A 15,770-nucleotide genomic window follows, 5' to 3' on the forward strand; every position below is an offset into this window, starting at 1 on the left:
TCAGGCGATGTAGTTCAGCAGCGACAGCTTCTGGCGCTGACCGGCGACCGTGTAGGCGGCCTCCAGGGCGTTCATCGAGGTGCGCAGGCGGGCCGCCACCTCGGTCTCGTCGATGCCCTCGATGCCGGCGATGCGCTCGACCACCGTGGCCGACGCGGTGGTGTGGGCGGTCTTCTTCTCCTCCAGCGTCGCGAGGTCGGACGCCACCTTGGAGTGGACTGACCGCACCTCGTCCTTGGCCTGGGCCATCAGCTCCCGCGACTTGGTGATGTACTCCTCGTACTTGCCGGGATTTGACGCGGCGACGTGGGCCATGCGGAAGGCGGAGATCAGCTTCTGGAAGGCGCGGTCGTCGCTGGTGACGCCGTAGGTCAGCGTCTGTCCATCGTCGATGGTGACCGCGGCCTTGTCCCACGCCTTGCTGTTCTTCCGGTTCGACATGTATTCCGAATCGTAGAAGGGCAGGTCCGGAGGGTCCACATAGGGCACATCGGTCAGGGCGTCGGCCTGCGAGGGCAGGGTCGCGACGGAGATCGTGTTGTCGATCTGGCCGTTGACCGCCCGCACCGAGGTGGTGAACTGCTGCACGCGTGACGGGTGGTTCGGGTCCATCGTGCTGTTGCTGGTCAACTGGACGGTCGATCCGTTGCCGGCGGCGTCGATGGTCACCGGCGGCACCGGGCTGGTCTTCCCAAACTCGGCGCGCAGCATGTCGGCCACCTTCGACACGTCGGTGACGCCGTTGTTGTAGTCCTTCTCCGTGACCGTGTAGCGGACCGTGTATTGCTGATAGGGCGGCAGGTCCTCGGGCTCGTCCGGATGTTCCGAGTAGTATTTCCGGTTGAACGGGTCCTCCGGGTCGCCGACGGTGACGTTGATCTCGTAGGTGTCGCCGATGTCCACGCCGTCGCCGGTCAGCGCGAAGCTGTCGATCTGCTTCAGCCCGGTGCCGGCGGGCGCCGGCAGGGTGGCCGCCTGGGTGGTAGTCGGCGCCGTCATCGAATTGTCGATGCTCATCGAGTTCTGGACGCGCGCCTTCACGTCGAACTTCTGGCTCGGGTCCTCGCTGATCAGCGAGATGACGCCGTTGGCCGCGGCCGCGATGATCGGCAGCTTCGGGTTGGCCGATTGGATCAGGCTGTTCAGCGTGCTGGCGACGAAGGTGACGGTCTTCGGATCGCTCGGCTGGACCTGATAGCCGAAGGGCTTGCCGTCGATCGACACCTCGAAGTAATCGTCGGCGTTGACCATTGACCCGTTCAGTGTGACGCGGGTGGACTGCGGCTGGGCCAGCAGGTCGCCGACCGGCTCCGTGCCGTAGCGCGAGCCGGCGAACAGGTAGCGGTCGCCGAACTGCTCGTTCAGAAGCTGCTGGATGTCGCGCAGCGCGCCCTCGACCCGGTCGCGCATGTCGTTGGCCTGCGGCCAACTCACGTTGAAGGTGCTGCTCGACGCCGCGGTGAGCTGGTCGAAGCTGAGGTTCAGGACCGCGCCTTCGCCGGGGCCGCCATCGATCTTGAAGTTGTAGCCGCCGCCGTCGCTGGGGGGCACGGTCTTCAGATTGATGGTGCGGGTGGTCTTGCCGCCCAGCCCGTCGGTCACCGTCACGTCGAACGATCCGTTGACCCCGTCCTTGGAGGGGATGGAGGTCACGGTGTAGCGGGCGTTCTGGGTGAAGGTGGACTTGTCGGCGTTGACCGACAGCTTCAGCGCGTCGGGATTGCTGTTGAAGGCGGAGGTGACGCTGGCCGGACCCGGCTGGAACGGCATCAGGTTGCTGCTCTGCCAGTCCGTGGCCAGCTTTTCCAGGCTGTTCAGCACCGTGTCGGTCGCCTTGACGCGCGGTGACGCGGTGTTGATGTTCTGGACGTAGGCCTCGCGCTGGGTCAGCTCGGCGCGCAGGGCGAGCAGCTTCTGCGTCTCGGCGCCGTAGGCGTTGAGGTCGGTGGACTTCTTGCCGGTGGTCAGCTGCTCCGAGAGCGTGTCCACCCGGTTCTGGCCGTTCGTCAGATTGCGGACCAAGCCGAGATACTTGGCATAGCTGCTGACTTGAGTGATGGAGCTCATCGGACGATCGCCTCCAGCGCGTCAAACATTGTGTTGGCCACTTGCATGACCCGTGCCGACGCGGCGTAGGAGGTCTGGAGCTGCTGCAGATTCGCGATTTCCTCGTCGATGTTGACGCCGGTCGTCGCGTGGTAGCGCTCCTCCAGGATTTGGCGGGAGTCCTTGTCCAGCGAGGTCTTGTCCAGCGCGGTCTTGGCCGCGGACATCCAGCCGCCGGTGATGTTGCTGGTGATCGAGCTGAAGGAAGCGCCTTCCAGCTTCAGCCCGTCGGCCTGGAAGGTGCGGCCGGTGGCGCTGAGCGCGGTGACCACGTCCTTGACGGCCGCGCTTTTCAGTTTCTTCGTGTTGTTCAGCAGGTTCTCGTTCACGTGGATGGTGAAGCGGTCGTTGCCCATGAAGAACTGCGTGCCTTCCTCGCCCGGCACCGTCTTCGCCTGATCGTAGGCGTCGCGGAAGCTGGTGGGTTCGCCGGGCTTGGTCGAGCCGGTGAACATCTGGGCGTAGGCGTCGAGCTGAGAGCGCAGCTTGCGGATCACCTCGTTGGTCGGGTCGGCGCTGGCGGGCTGCGGCGGGGTCGCGGCGGACCCGTCGGCGCGCATGTTCATCAGCGCGGCGACCTTGCCTTCCTTCAGGTGCTGGTTGACGTTGGTGACTTGATTGCCCACCGTCAGGTTGATATTGCCGCCCTCGTAGGAAAGATTTGCCGCCTGGCTGTCGACCAGCGCCAGCCCCGTGGGGGTGAAGACGGCGACGCGGCCGTCAGGGCGGGTCATCGTGCGCACGCCGACGTAGGTGCTCAGTTCGCGGATCAGCCCGTCACGCTTGTCGGCCACCTCGTTGCCGGCGGAGCCGTAGCCCTGCAGCGAGACGATGTTGTTGTTGATGCTCTCGATTTCCTTCAGCAGCCGGTTCACCTCGCCGACCGACTTGCCCAGGTCCCCCTGGATCTCCCGGTCCATGTCCTCCACGCCCTGGGACACCCGCACGATCTCGCGCGAGAAGGTGTCGGCGGCCTGGATGAGCTGGTACTGCGCGACTTCGCTTTCCGGCGAGGTCTCCACCGCCTTCCAGGCGGTCTGGAAGGCTTCGGCGTATTCGTTGAGCTGCGGCTTGCCGCTGGTCGTGCGCAGCAGGTCGCCCAACTGCTGCATGTAGGAGGATTTGGTGGCCGATGAGCCCTCGCGCGCGGTCAGGTCCTGCACTTGGCTGAGCAGGGCGGAATCGACCTCGCGGCGGTATTGAGAGGTGAGGACGAACCCGTTGGAATCCAGCACGTTCGACACGGTGTGCCGGGTGCGGGTGGGGTCGTCGGCGCGGGCGACGTTGTCCGAGACCAGCTTCACCTGGGCCTGGACCGCACGGAGGCCGGCCGTCGCGCTGCCGAGGGCGCCGAAGAGGGACATGGTCGTTGGACCTTTCGTCTGCGGGGAGGGCGGTCTGTTGTTGGCCGGGCGGGCCGCGGATCACGCGGCCGCCCGCCGGATCGGAACCGCGCTTAGCGCTTCAGCCCGAGGACTTCCTGAAGCATCTCGTCGGAGGTCGTGACGATCTTGGTGTTTGCGGAGTAGGTGCGCTGGGTGACGATCAGCTTGGTGAACTCGTCCGCGATGTCCACGTTGGAGGATTCCACGCTGTTCGCGACCACCGCGCCGGCGCCGTTGGTGTCGGGGTCGTTGAAGTTCGGCCGGCCGCCTTCGTCCGTCTCGATGTAGACGCCGCCCGCCTCGCGCTGCAGCGCGTTGGGGCTGTTGAAGGTGACCACCGGAATGCGCCCGATGGTGCGGCTGCGGCCGTTGTCGTAGTTCACGATCACGTCGCCGTTGTCGCCGTAGACCACCTCCTTGTACTGGCCGCGCGAGGCGCCGTCCTGCACCAGCTCGCGCACGTTGATCTCACTGCCGGCGAACTGGGTGACGCCGCCGGACTTGCCGATCTGGCCGAGGTTCAGCGTGATCTGCTGCGGGCCGAAGCCGTAGTCCACCGTGAAGGTCACGTTGGCGTCCGCTCCCAGTCCCTGGTTGGCGGAGGTCACCGCCGTGCCGGTGCCGACCTTCGCCGTGCTGACGCTGGTGATGGTGCCGACGTTGCCGGGATCGGTGCCGAAGTTCAGCAGGACGTGCGCGGGGGTGGTGCCGGCCTGGGCGGCGGTTTCCAGCGTGAACTGGTCGGCCACGGTGCCGCTCGCCGATTTAGCGACGAGCTTAAGCACGCTGCCCTCGGCGCTGGCGGTCACCGGCAGGGAGGTGTTCTTGTTCACCAGATTGGCGAGGCTGGCCGCGATGGTCTCCATCGAGGTCTCCTCGCCCGTCGTCCGGTAGGTGATGGGCGAGCCGTTGACGATGACCGTGTATTCGGCGTCCTTGTCGCCCGGCGTGCCGGTCAGCGTCACCGATTCCGACTGCCGCACCCCCGCCACGTTGGAGGTGGTGGTCGAGGCGGTCAGTGTGCCGGAGCTGCCGGTGGCGTTCTGGATGCTGGCCTTCGCCTCGAACTTGCCGGTGGTCGAGGTGTTGTGGGTAAGGGTCAGCCGGCCGCCGGTCGCAGTGGCGACGACGTTCAGGTTGGTGGCGTTGACGCGGTTGGCCAGCTCTTGCAGGACGCCGTTGATGTCCTGGAAGTTGCCGTAGTTGGACTTGTCCACCTTCACCGAGATCGGCGTGCCGTCGATCGACACCGAATAGACATCGCCGATGTCGATCTGCGTCTGCGGGTAGGAGAATTCCTGGCGCTGGCCGCGCGAGTCCGTCGGCGCGCTGATCGTCGGGCCGTTCACTTGATTGTTGGAGGCCGCGCCCGATGTGTATTCCTGGTCGATCTTGAAGGGCGTGCCGGGGTTGCGGGCGGTGACCTGCAACTGCGAATTCACCACCGACGCGATGACCGGCGCCTGTGGCCGGGCGGAGTTGATCTGGGCGGCCAGCGCGTTGGCGATGCCGCCGTAGGTCCCCATGGTCAGGATGTTGTCGGCGGTCACCGAGACCGCGTAGGGCACGCCGTCCACCCGCACGGTGTAGCTGTCGCCGACCCGCACGTTGTCGGTGGCGGTGATGTCCAGCTTGCTGCCGCTGACGCCCAGGGCAGCGCCGGGGGTACCCGTCAGGACCAGCGCGCCCGAGGCGGGGTTGCGCATGGCGGTCACCGCCAACCCCTGGCTGTTGATCTGCGTCACCAGATCATCCACCACGCCGTTCATGTCCTTCAGCGTGTTGATGTTCGAGTAGGTGACCGTGGTCTTGAACTCCACGCCGAGCACGTTGACGACGTATTGGTCCGGCACCTTCAGGGCCGCCGTAGAGGGGAAGGCGACATGGGTGATCTCGGGCAGGGCGGCGGTGGCGGCCTGCGTGATGGTCGCCGTCGCCGTCTGATAGTCCACGGGGGTGGAGGCGCTGATGTTGTTGTCGCGGCTGTCGGCGTTGGTCACGCCGTAGGTGGCCGTGAAGGTCGGCGTCGCGACGGTGCCGTCCAGCACGAGCTGGTTGGCCGTGCCCGCCGGAACCGTGGCCGTGCCGATCAGGGCGTTGACGTTCAGCGACGGCACGGCAGTGTTGATCTGGTTGGCCAGATTGGCGACCACGCCGTTGACGTCCACCAGCGTGCCGATGTTGGCCGAGGTGACCCGCGTCTTGAACTCCTTGCCCGCCACGGTGATGCGGAACTCGTCGCCCACGTCGATGGCAGCGGTGGAGAAGGTGAAGGTGCTGCGCTGGTCGCCGCTGACCGAGCCGGTCAGGTTGGTGGAGGGACCGCTGACCGTGCTGAGCTGCGGCTTGGTGTTGGAGAAGGAGCCGCTGACCTCAACCGGCGTGCCGTCCAGCTTCTTCACCAGGACCTTGCGCGGGTCGCTGCTGTCGATCTCGGCGGTGTAGGGGGCCGGCACCATCGCGTTGACCCCGCTGGCCAGCGCGTTCGCCACGTCGGTGAAGTTCGAGAAGCTCGCGATGTTCGCGGCGGTCACCGTGACCGTGACGGGCGGGCTGCCGTTGATATTCAGGGTGTAGGTGTCGCCGACCCGGATGTTGTCCTGCGACGTGCCGTCCGGATAATAGTTGGTGCGGCCGCTGACCGTGACCGACGAGGACGGGAAGGAGGTCGTGCCGTTGACCAGCACTTGGCTGACCTGGGCCACCGGGGTCACGCCGGACACCTGGCTGCCCGCCGCCATGGAGGCGGCGCCGCCGGTGAAGGAGCCGGCGACCGGCTGCGACGAGCTGCCCGGCGCGTCGATGCCCAGGCGCCACGCGTTGGCGGCGTCCTGGCGCCAGTTGAACTGGATGGTCCGGGCGTTGCCCTGGGTGTCGTAGACCTGGATGCTGGAGGACGGGATCGGCACGCCCGGCGTCGGGGTGGCCGGCAGGTTGGCGCCCAGCGTGATGCTGTTGGTGGACTGCGGCTTGTCGGTCAGGGTGTTGACCTGGAGCGGCTGCACCACGTCCTTCTTCAACTGGCCGGTCACGTCGTCGACGATCCAGCCGTTCAGCGCGAAGCCGGCGCTGTTCACCAGATAGCGGTTCTTGTCCAGCTCGAAGTCGCCGACGCGGGTGTAATAGACGTTGTCGGCGTTCAGCGTGCCGGTCTGGGTCTGCACCGTCTCGCCCTGCTGGCCGGGGCCGGTCAGGCCGCGGCTGAGCTTGGACACGCTGAAGAAGCCCTGGCCCTGGATGGCGGCGTTGGTCGGGCTCTGCACCTGGGTCAGGTTACCCTGGATGTTGTTCATGAAGACGGGCGCTGCCGTCACGCCGCCCGGCGCGTGCAACCGCTCGTTGGATTGGAGCACCAGCGTCTCGAAGGCGGTGTTGACCCGCTTGTAGCCGACCGTCGAGGCGTTGGCGATGTTGTCAGAGATGTGACCGAGGGCCTTCGACTGCGCGCTCAGGCCGAGGACGGCGGTGGTCATCGAACCGAAGATGCTCATGGCCAGGGATCTCCAAACGGAAGGGCAAAAATCGTTGCCATTCGGGTAAGCAAGGACGATGCCAACTTCCGGTCTTTCTATAACGAATTGATTTTTATGAATAAACTTCTGGAGCGACCGTGCCGCCCCCCTTTTTGCCGCGCGCTGGGAAAAATTGGCCTAGCAGCCCGTGCGGGGGAGGGAAGAAAGCTCCCGTCCGATTGGGCGGTCCAACCGATATGACCTAAGGACAGGGCGTGGCCGGGCGGAGGCTGCGGTAGAAGGGGGAAAGGAAACGGGACACACGCCGGCGGTGGGGCCGCCGGGGGAGGGCGGCTTGGACCGTGTGGAGCAACTTCTGATACCGTTGCTGGGGCTGCCCTTCTGGGGCACGCGCTGAGCAGCGCGCCGCTCCGCTTCGATCCGCCGGACCCGCGTCCCTTCGACGTCGCCGCCTTCAACGCCACCCTGTTGACGGTGGAGATGCCGGCGCTGCCGGTCGCAAACTCTCGCCCGGCCTGGAGCGGTGACGATCCCTACGACTGCTTCTGCGGCGCCAACTGATCGGCGGCGAAGCGCTCCAGTTCCGTGGCGACGGCGCGCAGGACGCTGTCCCAGTCGCCGGGGTGGGGCTGGCGGAACAGGCGCAGCGACGGGTACCAGGGGCTGTCCGTACGGTCGAGCAGCCAGCGCCAGTCCGGCGCGTAAGGCAGCAGCAGCCACGCCGGGACGCCGAGCGCGCCCGCCAGATGGATGGTTGCCGTGTCCACCGCGATGACGAGGTCGAGATTTTCCAGGATCGCCGCGCTGTCAGCGAAGTCGCGGATGCCCGCGGTCAGGTCGGGCAACGCGGCGGGCCGGTCCGCTCGCGGGTCGCCGGTCTGGAGGCTGAACAGGCGCAGGCCCGGCGTGTCGAGCAGCGGGGCCAGCCGCTCGACGGGGATGGAGCGATTGCGGTCGTTGCGATGGTTCGGGTTGCCCGCCCAGACGAGGCCGACACGCGGTCCGGACCTTGTTCCCGTATCAACCTCGGCGATCCGGCGGCCCCAGCGCGCCACCTCGTCCGCCTCGGCGGCGAGGTAGGCGGGTGGAGCCGGGATGCTCGTCAGATCGGTGCCGAAGGCGCGCGGCAGGCTCATCAGCGGGCAGTGGAGGTCGTGCGGCGCCGGGGCGGGGCCGCGCACCAGCACTTGGATCTCCGGTCCCAGAGAGCGCAGCAGACGGAACTGCAACGGATGCACGTCCAGGATCACCCGGCCCCCGGCACGCGCGACCAGCGGGGCGTAGCGGGCGAACTGGATGGTGTCGCCGAATCCCTGTTCAGCGTGCAGCAGGATGCGCCGGCCCTCCAGCGGCTCACCGGCCCAGGGCGGGGCGGGCAGGCGGCGCGGGCGCCACTCGAATTCGTCCCATCCGGCGCGCAGGTCGCCCCGCACCAGCCGGCTGACGGCGCGCGCCAGATGCGCGTCGGCGTGGTCTGGTCGGGAGGCCAGCAGGGCGTCCAGGCAGGCGTCGGATTCCGCGAAGCGGCGGGCGTCGCGCAGCACGACGCCGCGGTTGAGCGCGGTGTCCGGATGGCCGGGGCGCAGCCGCTCGGCGCGCTCCAGCCACGCCAGCGCGGCCGGATGGTCGGCCAGGGCGTGGCGCACCGAACCCAGGTTCGTCAGGGCATCGGCCAAAGCCGGATCGAGGGCCAGGGCGCGGGTCAGCACGGCGTCGGCCCGCTCCGCCGCGCCCAGCACGCGCAGGGCGCCGCCGAGGTTGCCCCAGGGCGCCGCCGCGTCGGGGCGGAGCCGCAGCGAGCGGGCGATCAGCGCCGCCGCCGCCGCGTGGGCGCCGCTCTGCGCCTCGGCCACGCCCAGCAGATGCAGGGCGTCGGGCTGCGCCGGTTCCACCGCCAGCACGACGCGGTAATCCTGCGCCGCCTCGGCGAGGCGCCCGGCCATGTGGTGGTTGACGGCGGCGTCGAGAACGTCCAGGAGTGTCGCCATGCCCGTTGTCTACACCGGGGCCTTGCCGAAGGCGAGCCCCCGGACCTTCCCGGAGCGAGGATTTCCATGGACGACCGTCTGCCGACGCACCTCTGGGTGATGGCGCACATCCGCGCCGCCGATGCCGAGGGCGTCACGATGATGGTTCTTCGCAAGGGGGACCCCAGCCGCGGCACGGTCATCCTGAAACTGAACCGGCTGGACCGGACCTTCAGCGTGCTGGTCCAGGTGCGCGACGAAGAGCGGCTGCGCTGGTCGCGCGGCACCGGCGCCGATCCGGTGGACGAGGCGACGGCGGACGCCTACATCGCCCGCCAGACCCGCTACGACCCCGATGTCTGGGTGATCGAGGTCGAGGACCGCAAGGGCCGCCACTGGTTCGAGGGCGAGGTGCGCTGACGGCCCTCTCCGGAGCGACGCCGGATCACACCAGCTCCGCCTTTCCCACATTTGCCCCCGCCGTCGGCGTGACGCGCGGGAAGCGCAGGGTGAAGCGGGTGCCTTCGCCGGGGATGCTCTGCACCGTGATGGTGCCGCGCAGCGTGCCGGTGACGAGGTTGTAGACGATGTGCAGCCCCAGCCCGCTGCCCCCGCTGCCGCGGCGGGTGGTGAAGAAGGGGTCGAAGATCTTCGGCAGGATGTCCGAGGGAATGCCCAGCCCGTCGTCGGCCACCGTCAGTTCCACCTGATCCTGCGGCAGCAGGCGGGCGGCGATGGTCAGCCGGCCCGGATGGTGCGGCGTGAAGGCGTGGGTCAGCGCGTTGAGGACGAGGTTGGTCAGGATCTGCGACAGCGCGCCGGGATAGCCGTCCAGTTCCAGCTCGTCGGGGCTGTCCACGCCGATGTCCAGGCCGGCCACGTCCTTGTAGGCCGGGCGCAGGCTGCGCAGCAGCTCGCCGATGTAGGCCTTCAGCTCGAACCGGCGGCGCTCGTCGCTCGACTGGTCCACCGCGACCATCTTGAAGCTCTGCACCAGATCGGCGGCGCGCATGCTGTTGGACAGGATCAGCCGGGCCATTTCCCCGCCGTCTGCCATGAAGCGCTGGAACTCCGACTTCTTGATCGCCCCGGCGGCGAGCTGGCGGGTCAGCTCCTCGAACTGCACGGCAAGCTGCGAGGCACCGGTGATGGTGATGCCGATGGGCGTGTTGACCTCGTGCGCCACCCCGGCGACGAGCTGGCCGAGCGAGGCCATCTTCTCCGCCTGGATCAGGCTGGCCTGGGTCTCCTTCAACTCGCGCAGCGCCTGTTCCGCCGCGTCGCGGGACCGGCGCAGCGCCGCCTCCGCCTCGACCTCGCGGGTCACGTCCACGACGATGGACTGGACGGCGGTCTCCCCCTTCCAGTCAATGCGGCGGCTGGTCAGCTCGATCCAGCGCTCCGAGCCGTCGAGCCGGCGGGCGCGCAGCCGCCGCCGCTCGCTGGGCAGGCCGGTGGCTACGATGTGCCGGTAGTTGTCCTCGACCAGCGGCCGGCTGTCCTCCGCGATGAAGTCGAGCACCGACCGCACCCGCAGCGCCCGGTCCAGGCTGCTGCCCAGCATCTGCAGGAAGGCCTCGTTGGCGTAGAGCGGACGGAAATCGCGGTGGATGATGATGCCCTGGATGGAGCCTTCGACGAGGTCGCGGAACCGCCGCTCGTTGTCGGCCAGATCGATCTGGCGCCGGTCGATCTCATCGATGAAGTAGCGGATGGATGCGGCGATGTCGGTGATCTCGTCGTTGCCCTCCACCGGCACCGTCGCGTCGCTGCCGGACAGTCGGGCCAGCACCGCGCCGTTCAGCGCGACCAGCCGCGAGGTCAGGAAGCGCCGGAAGAAGAAATGGACGAGGATGACGAGCAGGATGGAGGCGCCGCCCAGCACCATCACCGTGCGCGAGCGCTCCTGGATCAGCGCCGCCAGATCGCCGGTGCGGTCGGTGGATTGGTCGTGGATGGCGTCGAACAGGGCCAGCGTGAAGCGGTCCACCGTCTCCACCAGGACGCGCGACTGCCCGGACAGCGCCTGGGCACGGTTGCGCGCCTGCAGCCGCTCGGCGGAGCTGTCGAACAGCCCCTCCGGCGCCACCAGGATCGCGGCGAGGTCGGCCCGGATGCGCTCCATGGCGGAGCCCTCCGGTTCCGACGTGGCGGCGGCCAGTCGACCCAGCTCGGTCAGCGTGTGCTCCGCGTTGCGGCGCTCGACCCGCAGCCGATTCAGATGGTCCGTCTGAATCGCCCCGGCGGCCCGCGCCATTAGCGCGCCCGCCCGCACCGCCCAGGCGCCCAGCATCCCACCACCGCCGGGCGCCGCCGTGGCCGGGCCGGTTCCGGGCTCCGCTCCCGGCAGCCGTTCCAGCGCGTCGGCGAGCTGGGCCAGCGCGCGGATCGCCTCGGCCTGGCGGGCGCCGGCCTCGATCTGCCGCCCGACCTCCGCGTTCAGGTCGGCCACCGTCGCCGCCAGGATCAGCAGGGTGGACTGGGCCTGCTCCAGAAGCCGCAACTCGTCGCTTTCGCCGTCGCCGCCCGGCTCGCCTTGCTGATGGAGGTCCCGCATGCGCTCGACCAGCTTCCGCAGGAACTCCAGTTCGCTGATCAGCTCGTCATAGATGGCCCGGCGCTGCGGGGTGGTGGCCGCGCCGGCCAGGACGGGCAGGCGGGCGACCAGCTTCTGGAGCGAGCCGCGCAGCTCCGCGCTGGTGATGACCTTGGGCAGGGTGGTGGAGGAGAGGACGGAGACCTCCCCCCGGAACAGCTGGAAGGAGGACAGCGACACGACGCCGATCAGCAGGACCAGCATCGTCATGATGGTCAGGCCAAAGGAGATGCGCAGCACGATGCCGGCGCGCGCGCGACGCCGCCGGGGTGCGGCGGCGGCGTCATCGGCGCGGTCGGCGGTGGGCGGCGTGGGCGTCTTGGTGGCGGTCGCGTCCATTCCGCGGCTACCGCTGGACCGTCAGGCGGCCGTCGAGCCGCGGCGCGAAGCTGCCGGTGCGGGCGATCCGGCCGGCCAGGATGGTCGAGACGAAATCGGCGTCGCGGTCGTCCACCAGCCGCGGAGCGGTGGACAGCATCGCATAGCCGTCCCCGCCGTTGGCGAGGTAGCTGCCGGTGGCCAGCCGGAAGCGGGCCACCGGCTCCACCGGCTTGCCGCCCACCGTCAGCGCCACCACCCGCTGGCCGGGCGGGCGCGACGCGTCGACGGTGACGCGGGCGTTGGACAGGTGCGGGAAACGGCCCTGCAATTGCTCGATTCCGGAGAAGCCGAACTCCAGCGCGTCGCGCAGCTGCTGCCCGGTGACCTCGATCAGCACGGCGGTGTCGTGGAAAGGGAACTCGGTCTGGATGTCCCGGCGCGTCCACACCGTGCCCGCCGCATAGGCGCGGTCGCCGCGGAAGGAGCCGCCGTTGATCAGCGCCACGTCGGCCTCCATCGCCTCGCGCAGCGAATCGGCGACGGTGTTGGCGAAGGCGTTCTCGCTGGCGCGCACCGCCTCGCGCCGCGTGTCGATTGCGGCGTCCAGCCGGCCCACCTGCATGCCCAGCATGCTGTCCAGCCGTGCGCGATAGGCCTTGGCCTGCGCGTCCAGCGCCGGGTCCGGCGCCACGGTGGCGGTGTCGATGGCGCGCACGCCGCTGCTCCACACCGTGCGCGTGGCGTCGCCCTTGGTCACCTTCTCGGCGGTGATGTCCAGGGCCAGCACCCAGGCGGCCTGCGGCTCCACCGTCGCGTTCAGGGTCTTGCCGTCATATTCCACGGCGACCACCCGCCCGCGGTCCTGGTAGAGAACGATGTCGGCGGCGCCGGAGGCGATCACGTCGCGGTGGGTGCCGCCGGAATCGCCGGTCAGCGCCACCACCAGATCGGCCCCGGCGTTGCGCAGCTCCTTTGCCGTCCGCTCCAGGACCGGGCCCGGCGGCAGGAAGTCGGTGCGCGGCGAGCGGGTGATCTCCCCCGTCCGCGCCGGCGTCGCGGCCAGCACGCCGACGCGCAGCGGGCCGGCGTTGAGCATCGCCCGGTCCTCCAGCCCGTCCAGCGGCTTGCCGGTCTGGCGGTCCACCGCGTTGGAGACGACGATGGGGAAATTTGCTTCGAAGGCGCGGGTCATCAGCACGTCGTCGCCGTGGTGGAATTCCCGGTTCAGCGCCGCCATGGCGTCGATGCCGACACCGTTCAGCAGGTCGATGACATGCGCCCCCTGGTCGTAGAAGGACAGGACCGAGGGGGCGAGGGCCTGCCCGCCATGCAGGACCAGCACGGTGGCGCCCGCCGCCCGCTCCTGCCGGACCAGCGTGGCGAGCCGGGCGATGCCGCCGCGTCCCTGCGCGTCCTCCAGCTCGGTCGTGCTGTGGGCGTAAAGGATGGTGAAGCGGGTGGAGTCCGCCCACGCGGGTCCGCAAGCCCAAATTCCTAGAACCAGCGCGAACACCGGGCGCAGCCAGACACCCCTGCCGAATCCCATACCGTCGTTCCCCATCCAGCGCCCGCGCGGTCATCACAGCCGTGGGCCGCACCCCCGGTTCCGCGCCGGATTATGCGCGTTCGCGCGGCGGTGGTGAAGCTGTACCGAGGATGACAAATCGCCCCGTTCCGCGCCGGACCGGCACCTGGACGCCATAAGGGAAAACGGAAACACCCAAAACCACACTATTCACATGGAATTATCGGCCTATGCGGATGCTGCACCGCACCCATTCCACATTGGTAATACCAGTTCGAAAGGGGTGCCCCTATTCTCCGCCAGCCCATTCTCGGGGCGTTTCCTCCCAAGACTCAAGGCCGGAGCGGTTGCTCCGGCCTTTTTTTCGTCCACGGCGCGCCGGACGCCGGGGCCAACCGGCGAGAAATCGGGAAAGCGTGTGGTGGATTGCGGACGGGCAAGCTTGCGCTATCCTTCGGCCCATGCCCGCCCTGCCACCGCCGGAAACTCTGGACATCGCCCTCAGCCGGACCGCGAAGGTTCCGCTGTCCGCACAGATCCACGCCGCCTTGCGCGATGCCATCCGCGATGGCCGGCTGGCCGGAGGGGCGCGATTGCCGTCCTGGCGGGATCTGGCCGCGCAGCTCGGGGTGTCCCGTGGGACGGTGCGCGACGCCTATGAGCGGCTGATCGACGAGCAGCTTGCGGTCGGCCTGGGCGCCGCGGGGACGCGGGTGGCCGAGGGGGGTATGGCGGGGCCGTCCCCCGGCGGGCCGGTCCAGCCTCCGTCCTTCCTGGAATTGTTTGCCAATTACGAGCGGACGCCGCTGCCCTTCCAGATGGGCGTGCCGGCGCAGGACGCCTTTCCCTTCACGCTGTGGTCCCGGATCGTCGGGCGGGCGGCGCGGGCCGCGGCGGCGGCTCCGGTCGGCTATCCCGATCCTCGCGGCCATCCGGAATTGCGGCGCGAGATCGCCGCCGTGTTGGCCATCGCCCGCGGCATCCGCTGCACGCCGGAGCAGATTTTCATCACGGCGGGCTATTCCGGCGCGCTCGGCCTGGTGATTCGGGCCTTGCGGCTGGACGGCGCCACCGCCTGGATGGAGGAGCCCGGCTTTCCCCTGACCCGCCGCGCCCTTCACCTCGCCGGCATGACCGTGGTGCCCGTGCCGACGGACGGCGGTGGGATCGATGTGGATGCGGGAATCGCACGGGCGCCCGCGGCGGGTTTGGCCGTGGTGACGCCCGGCCAGCAGGCGCCGCTCGGCGTGACGATGACGTTGCAGCGCCGCCTCGCCCTGCTGGAATGGGCGTCGCGGACCGGGGCATGGATCGTCGAGGACGACTATCTCAGTGAACTGCAATTGAAGGGCCGGGCCGCGCCGGCGCTGGCCTCCTTGGACCGGCATGGACGGGTGCTGCACGCCGGCACCTTCAGCAAGACGATCAGCCCGGCGCTGCGGCTCGGCTTCCTGATGGTGCCGCCGGGGCTGGCCGGCCTCTTCGGCGAGGCTGCCGCCTGCCTGTCTCCGGCTCCGGCCGCGGGAATGCAGCGGGCGGTGGCGGACTTCTTGGCGGGCGGGCATTATTTCCGGCACCTGCGCCGGATGAAGCGGCTCTACGCCGTCCGTCAGCAGGCGCTTCTGGCGGGAATGCGCGACGCTGCGGGAGCGGAGTCGCCGATGGCGGTGGAAACGTCGGGGAGCCTGTCGGTCCTCCTGGTCCTGCCACCGGGCAGTCGCGACATCGACATCGCCGCGGCGGCGCAGGCGGACGGCCTCGCTCCGGTGCCATTGTCGCCCTGGTACGCCGATGGCCCGGAGGCCGCTCGTCCCCGTGGTCTGCTTCTCGGCATCACCAACCTGCAGGAACGGCGCCTGTCCGACGACTGCCGCCGGTTGGCCGAGCTGGTGAATCAGCATGGCTGATCCGGCATGGCTGACGCGGGGGACCACGCTCAGCGGGCCGCGGCGGGAACCGTGCGGAAGCTGATGGCGAGGCGGTTGTATAGGTTCATCAGCCCGATGGCGATCGTCAGGTCGGCCACTTCCTTCTCGGAGAACTGGGCCGACACCGCCTGGAACTCCGAATCCGGGACGGCGGTTTCGGCCACCCGCGTCACCGTCTCCGCCCAGCGAAGGGCGGCGCGCTCGCGGTCGGTGAACAGCGTTTCGGCCTCGTGCCAGACCGGAACCAGCACCAGCTTGTCGATGGTGACGCCGTTCTTCAGCAGGTCGCGGCTGTGCAGGTCGATGCAATAGGCGCAACCGTTGATCTGCGAAACACGCAAATACACGAGATCGATCAGCGTGACCGGAAGGCCGCACTGGCCGATGTAGCCATGCGCGCCGGCGAGGGCCTTCATGCCGGCAGGGGCGGTTGCGTGGTAGTCGAGGCGCTGGGGCATGGCGGTCGGTC

The 15,770-nt window shown here is 68.9% G+C and carries 9 protein-coding genes; 2 read left to right on the forward strand and 7 right to left on the reverse strand.

Translation table 11 applies throughout. The features are described 5' to 3' along the window. From JJL56_RS23535 to JJL56_RS23550, 4 genes are all read right to left on the reverse strand, one after another. The gene (locus tag JJL56_RS23535; RefSeq protein ID WP_200486509.1) at positions 1 to 2,067 is read right to left on the reverse strand and encodes a flagellin N-terminal helical domain-containing protein; all 2,067 of its coding nucleotides are present in this window, start codon (positions 2,065 to 2,067) and stop codon (positions 1 to 3) included. After that, a complete protein-coding gene (gene flgK / locus JJL56_RS23540; RefSeq protein WP_145627447.1) occupies positions 2,064 to 3,470 on the reverse strand; it encodes a flagellar hook-associated protein FlgK in 1,407 nt (468 codons plus the stop codon). The genes JJL56_RS23535 and flgK overlap by 4 nt, the downstream gene beginning before the upstream one ends. Before the next feature lie 92 nt (positions 3,471 to 3,562). Continuing rightward, positions 3,563 to 6,982 carry a flagellar hook-basal body complex protein gene (locus JJL56_RS23545; RefSeq protein WP_145627445.1) on the reverse strand — a complete coding sequence of 1,140 codons (3,420 nt, stop codon included), beginning with the start codon at positions 6,980 to 6,982 and terminating at the stop codon, positions 3,563 to 3,565. 515 nt (positions 6,983 to 7,497) lie between these two features. Further along, a complete protein-coding gene (locus tag JJL56_RS23550) occupies positions 7,498 to 8,952 on the reverse strand; it encodes a tetratricopeptide repeat protein (RefSeq protein WP_145627442.1) in 1,455 nt (484 codons plus the stop codon). Between the two features lie 66 nt (positions 8,953 to 9,018). Between JJL56_RS23550 and JJL56_RS23555 the strand changes: the two genes are divergently transcribed. Continuing rightward, on the forward strand, positions 9,019 to 9,351 hold the full coding sequence (locus JJL56_RS23555) for a DUF1491 family protein (protein ID WP_145627440.1): 333 nt from the start codon (positions 9,019 to 9,021) through the stop codon (positions 9,349 to 9,351). 25 nt (positions 9,352 to 9,376) lie between these two features. Here the strand turns inward: JJL56_RS23555 and JJL56_RS23560 are convergent, their stop codons facing one another. Together JJL56_RS23560 and JJL56_RS23565 are read right to left on the reverse strand one after the other, a co-directional pair. Next, entirely contained in the window at positions 9,377 to 11,866 is a 2,490-nt protein-coding gene (locus tag JJL56_RS23560) for an ATP-binding protein (protein WP_200486510.1), read from the reverse strand. Positions 11,867 to 11,873: 7 nt separating this feature from the next. Beyond that, complete coding sequence (locus JJL56_RS23565; protein ID WP_200486511.1) at positions 11,874 to 13,394, reverse strand: bifunctional metallophosphatase/5'-nucleotidase; 1,521 nt, start codon at positions 13,392 to 13,394, stop codon at positions 11,874 to 11,876. A 440-nt stretch (positions 13,395 to 13,834) separates the two neighbouring features. On the opposite strand from JJL56_RS23565, the gene pdxR reads away from it, so the two are divergent. Then, positions 13,835 to 15,280, forward strand: a complete 1,446-nt coding sequence (gene pdxR / locus JJL56_RS23570) for a MocR-like pyridoxine biosynthesis transcription factor PdxR (RefSeq protein WP_200486512.1) — start codon at positions 13,835 to 13,837, stop codon at positions 15,278 to 15,280. Between the two features lie 29 nt (positions 15,281 to 15,309). On the opposite strand, the gene JJL56_RS23575 is transcribed toward pdxR, so the two are convergent. After that, positions 15,310 to 15,759: a carboxymuconolactone decarboxylase family protein gene (locus JJL56_RS23575; protein WP_200486513.1), complete on the reverse strand. Its 450-nt coding sequence runs from the start codon at positions 15,757 to 15,759 to the stop codon at positions 15,310 to 15,312. Between the last annotated feature and the right edge of the window lie 11 nt (positions 15,760 to 15,770).

This window comes from Azospirillum aestuarii (genome assembly GCF_016632405.1).
GTDB lineage: Bacteria > Pseudomonadota > Alphaproteobacteria > Azospirillales > Azospirillaceae > Azospirillum > Azospirillum aestuarii.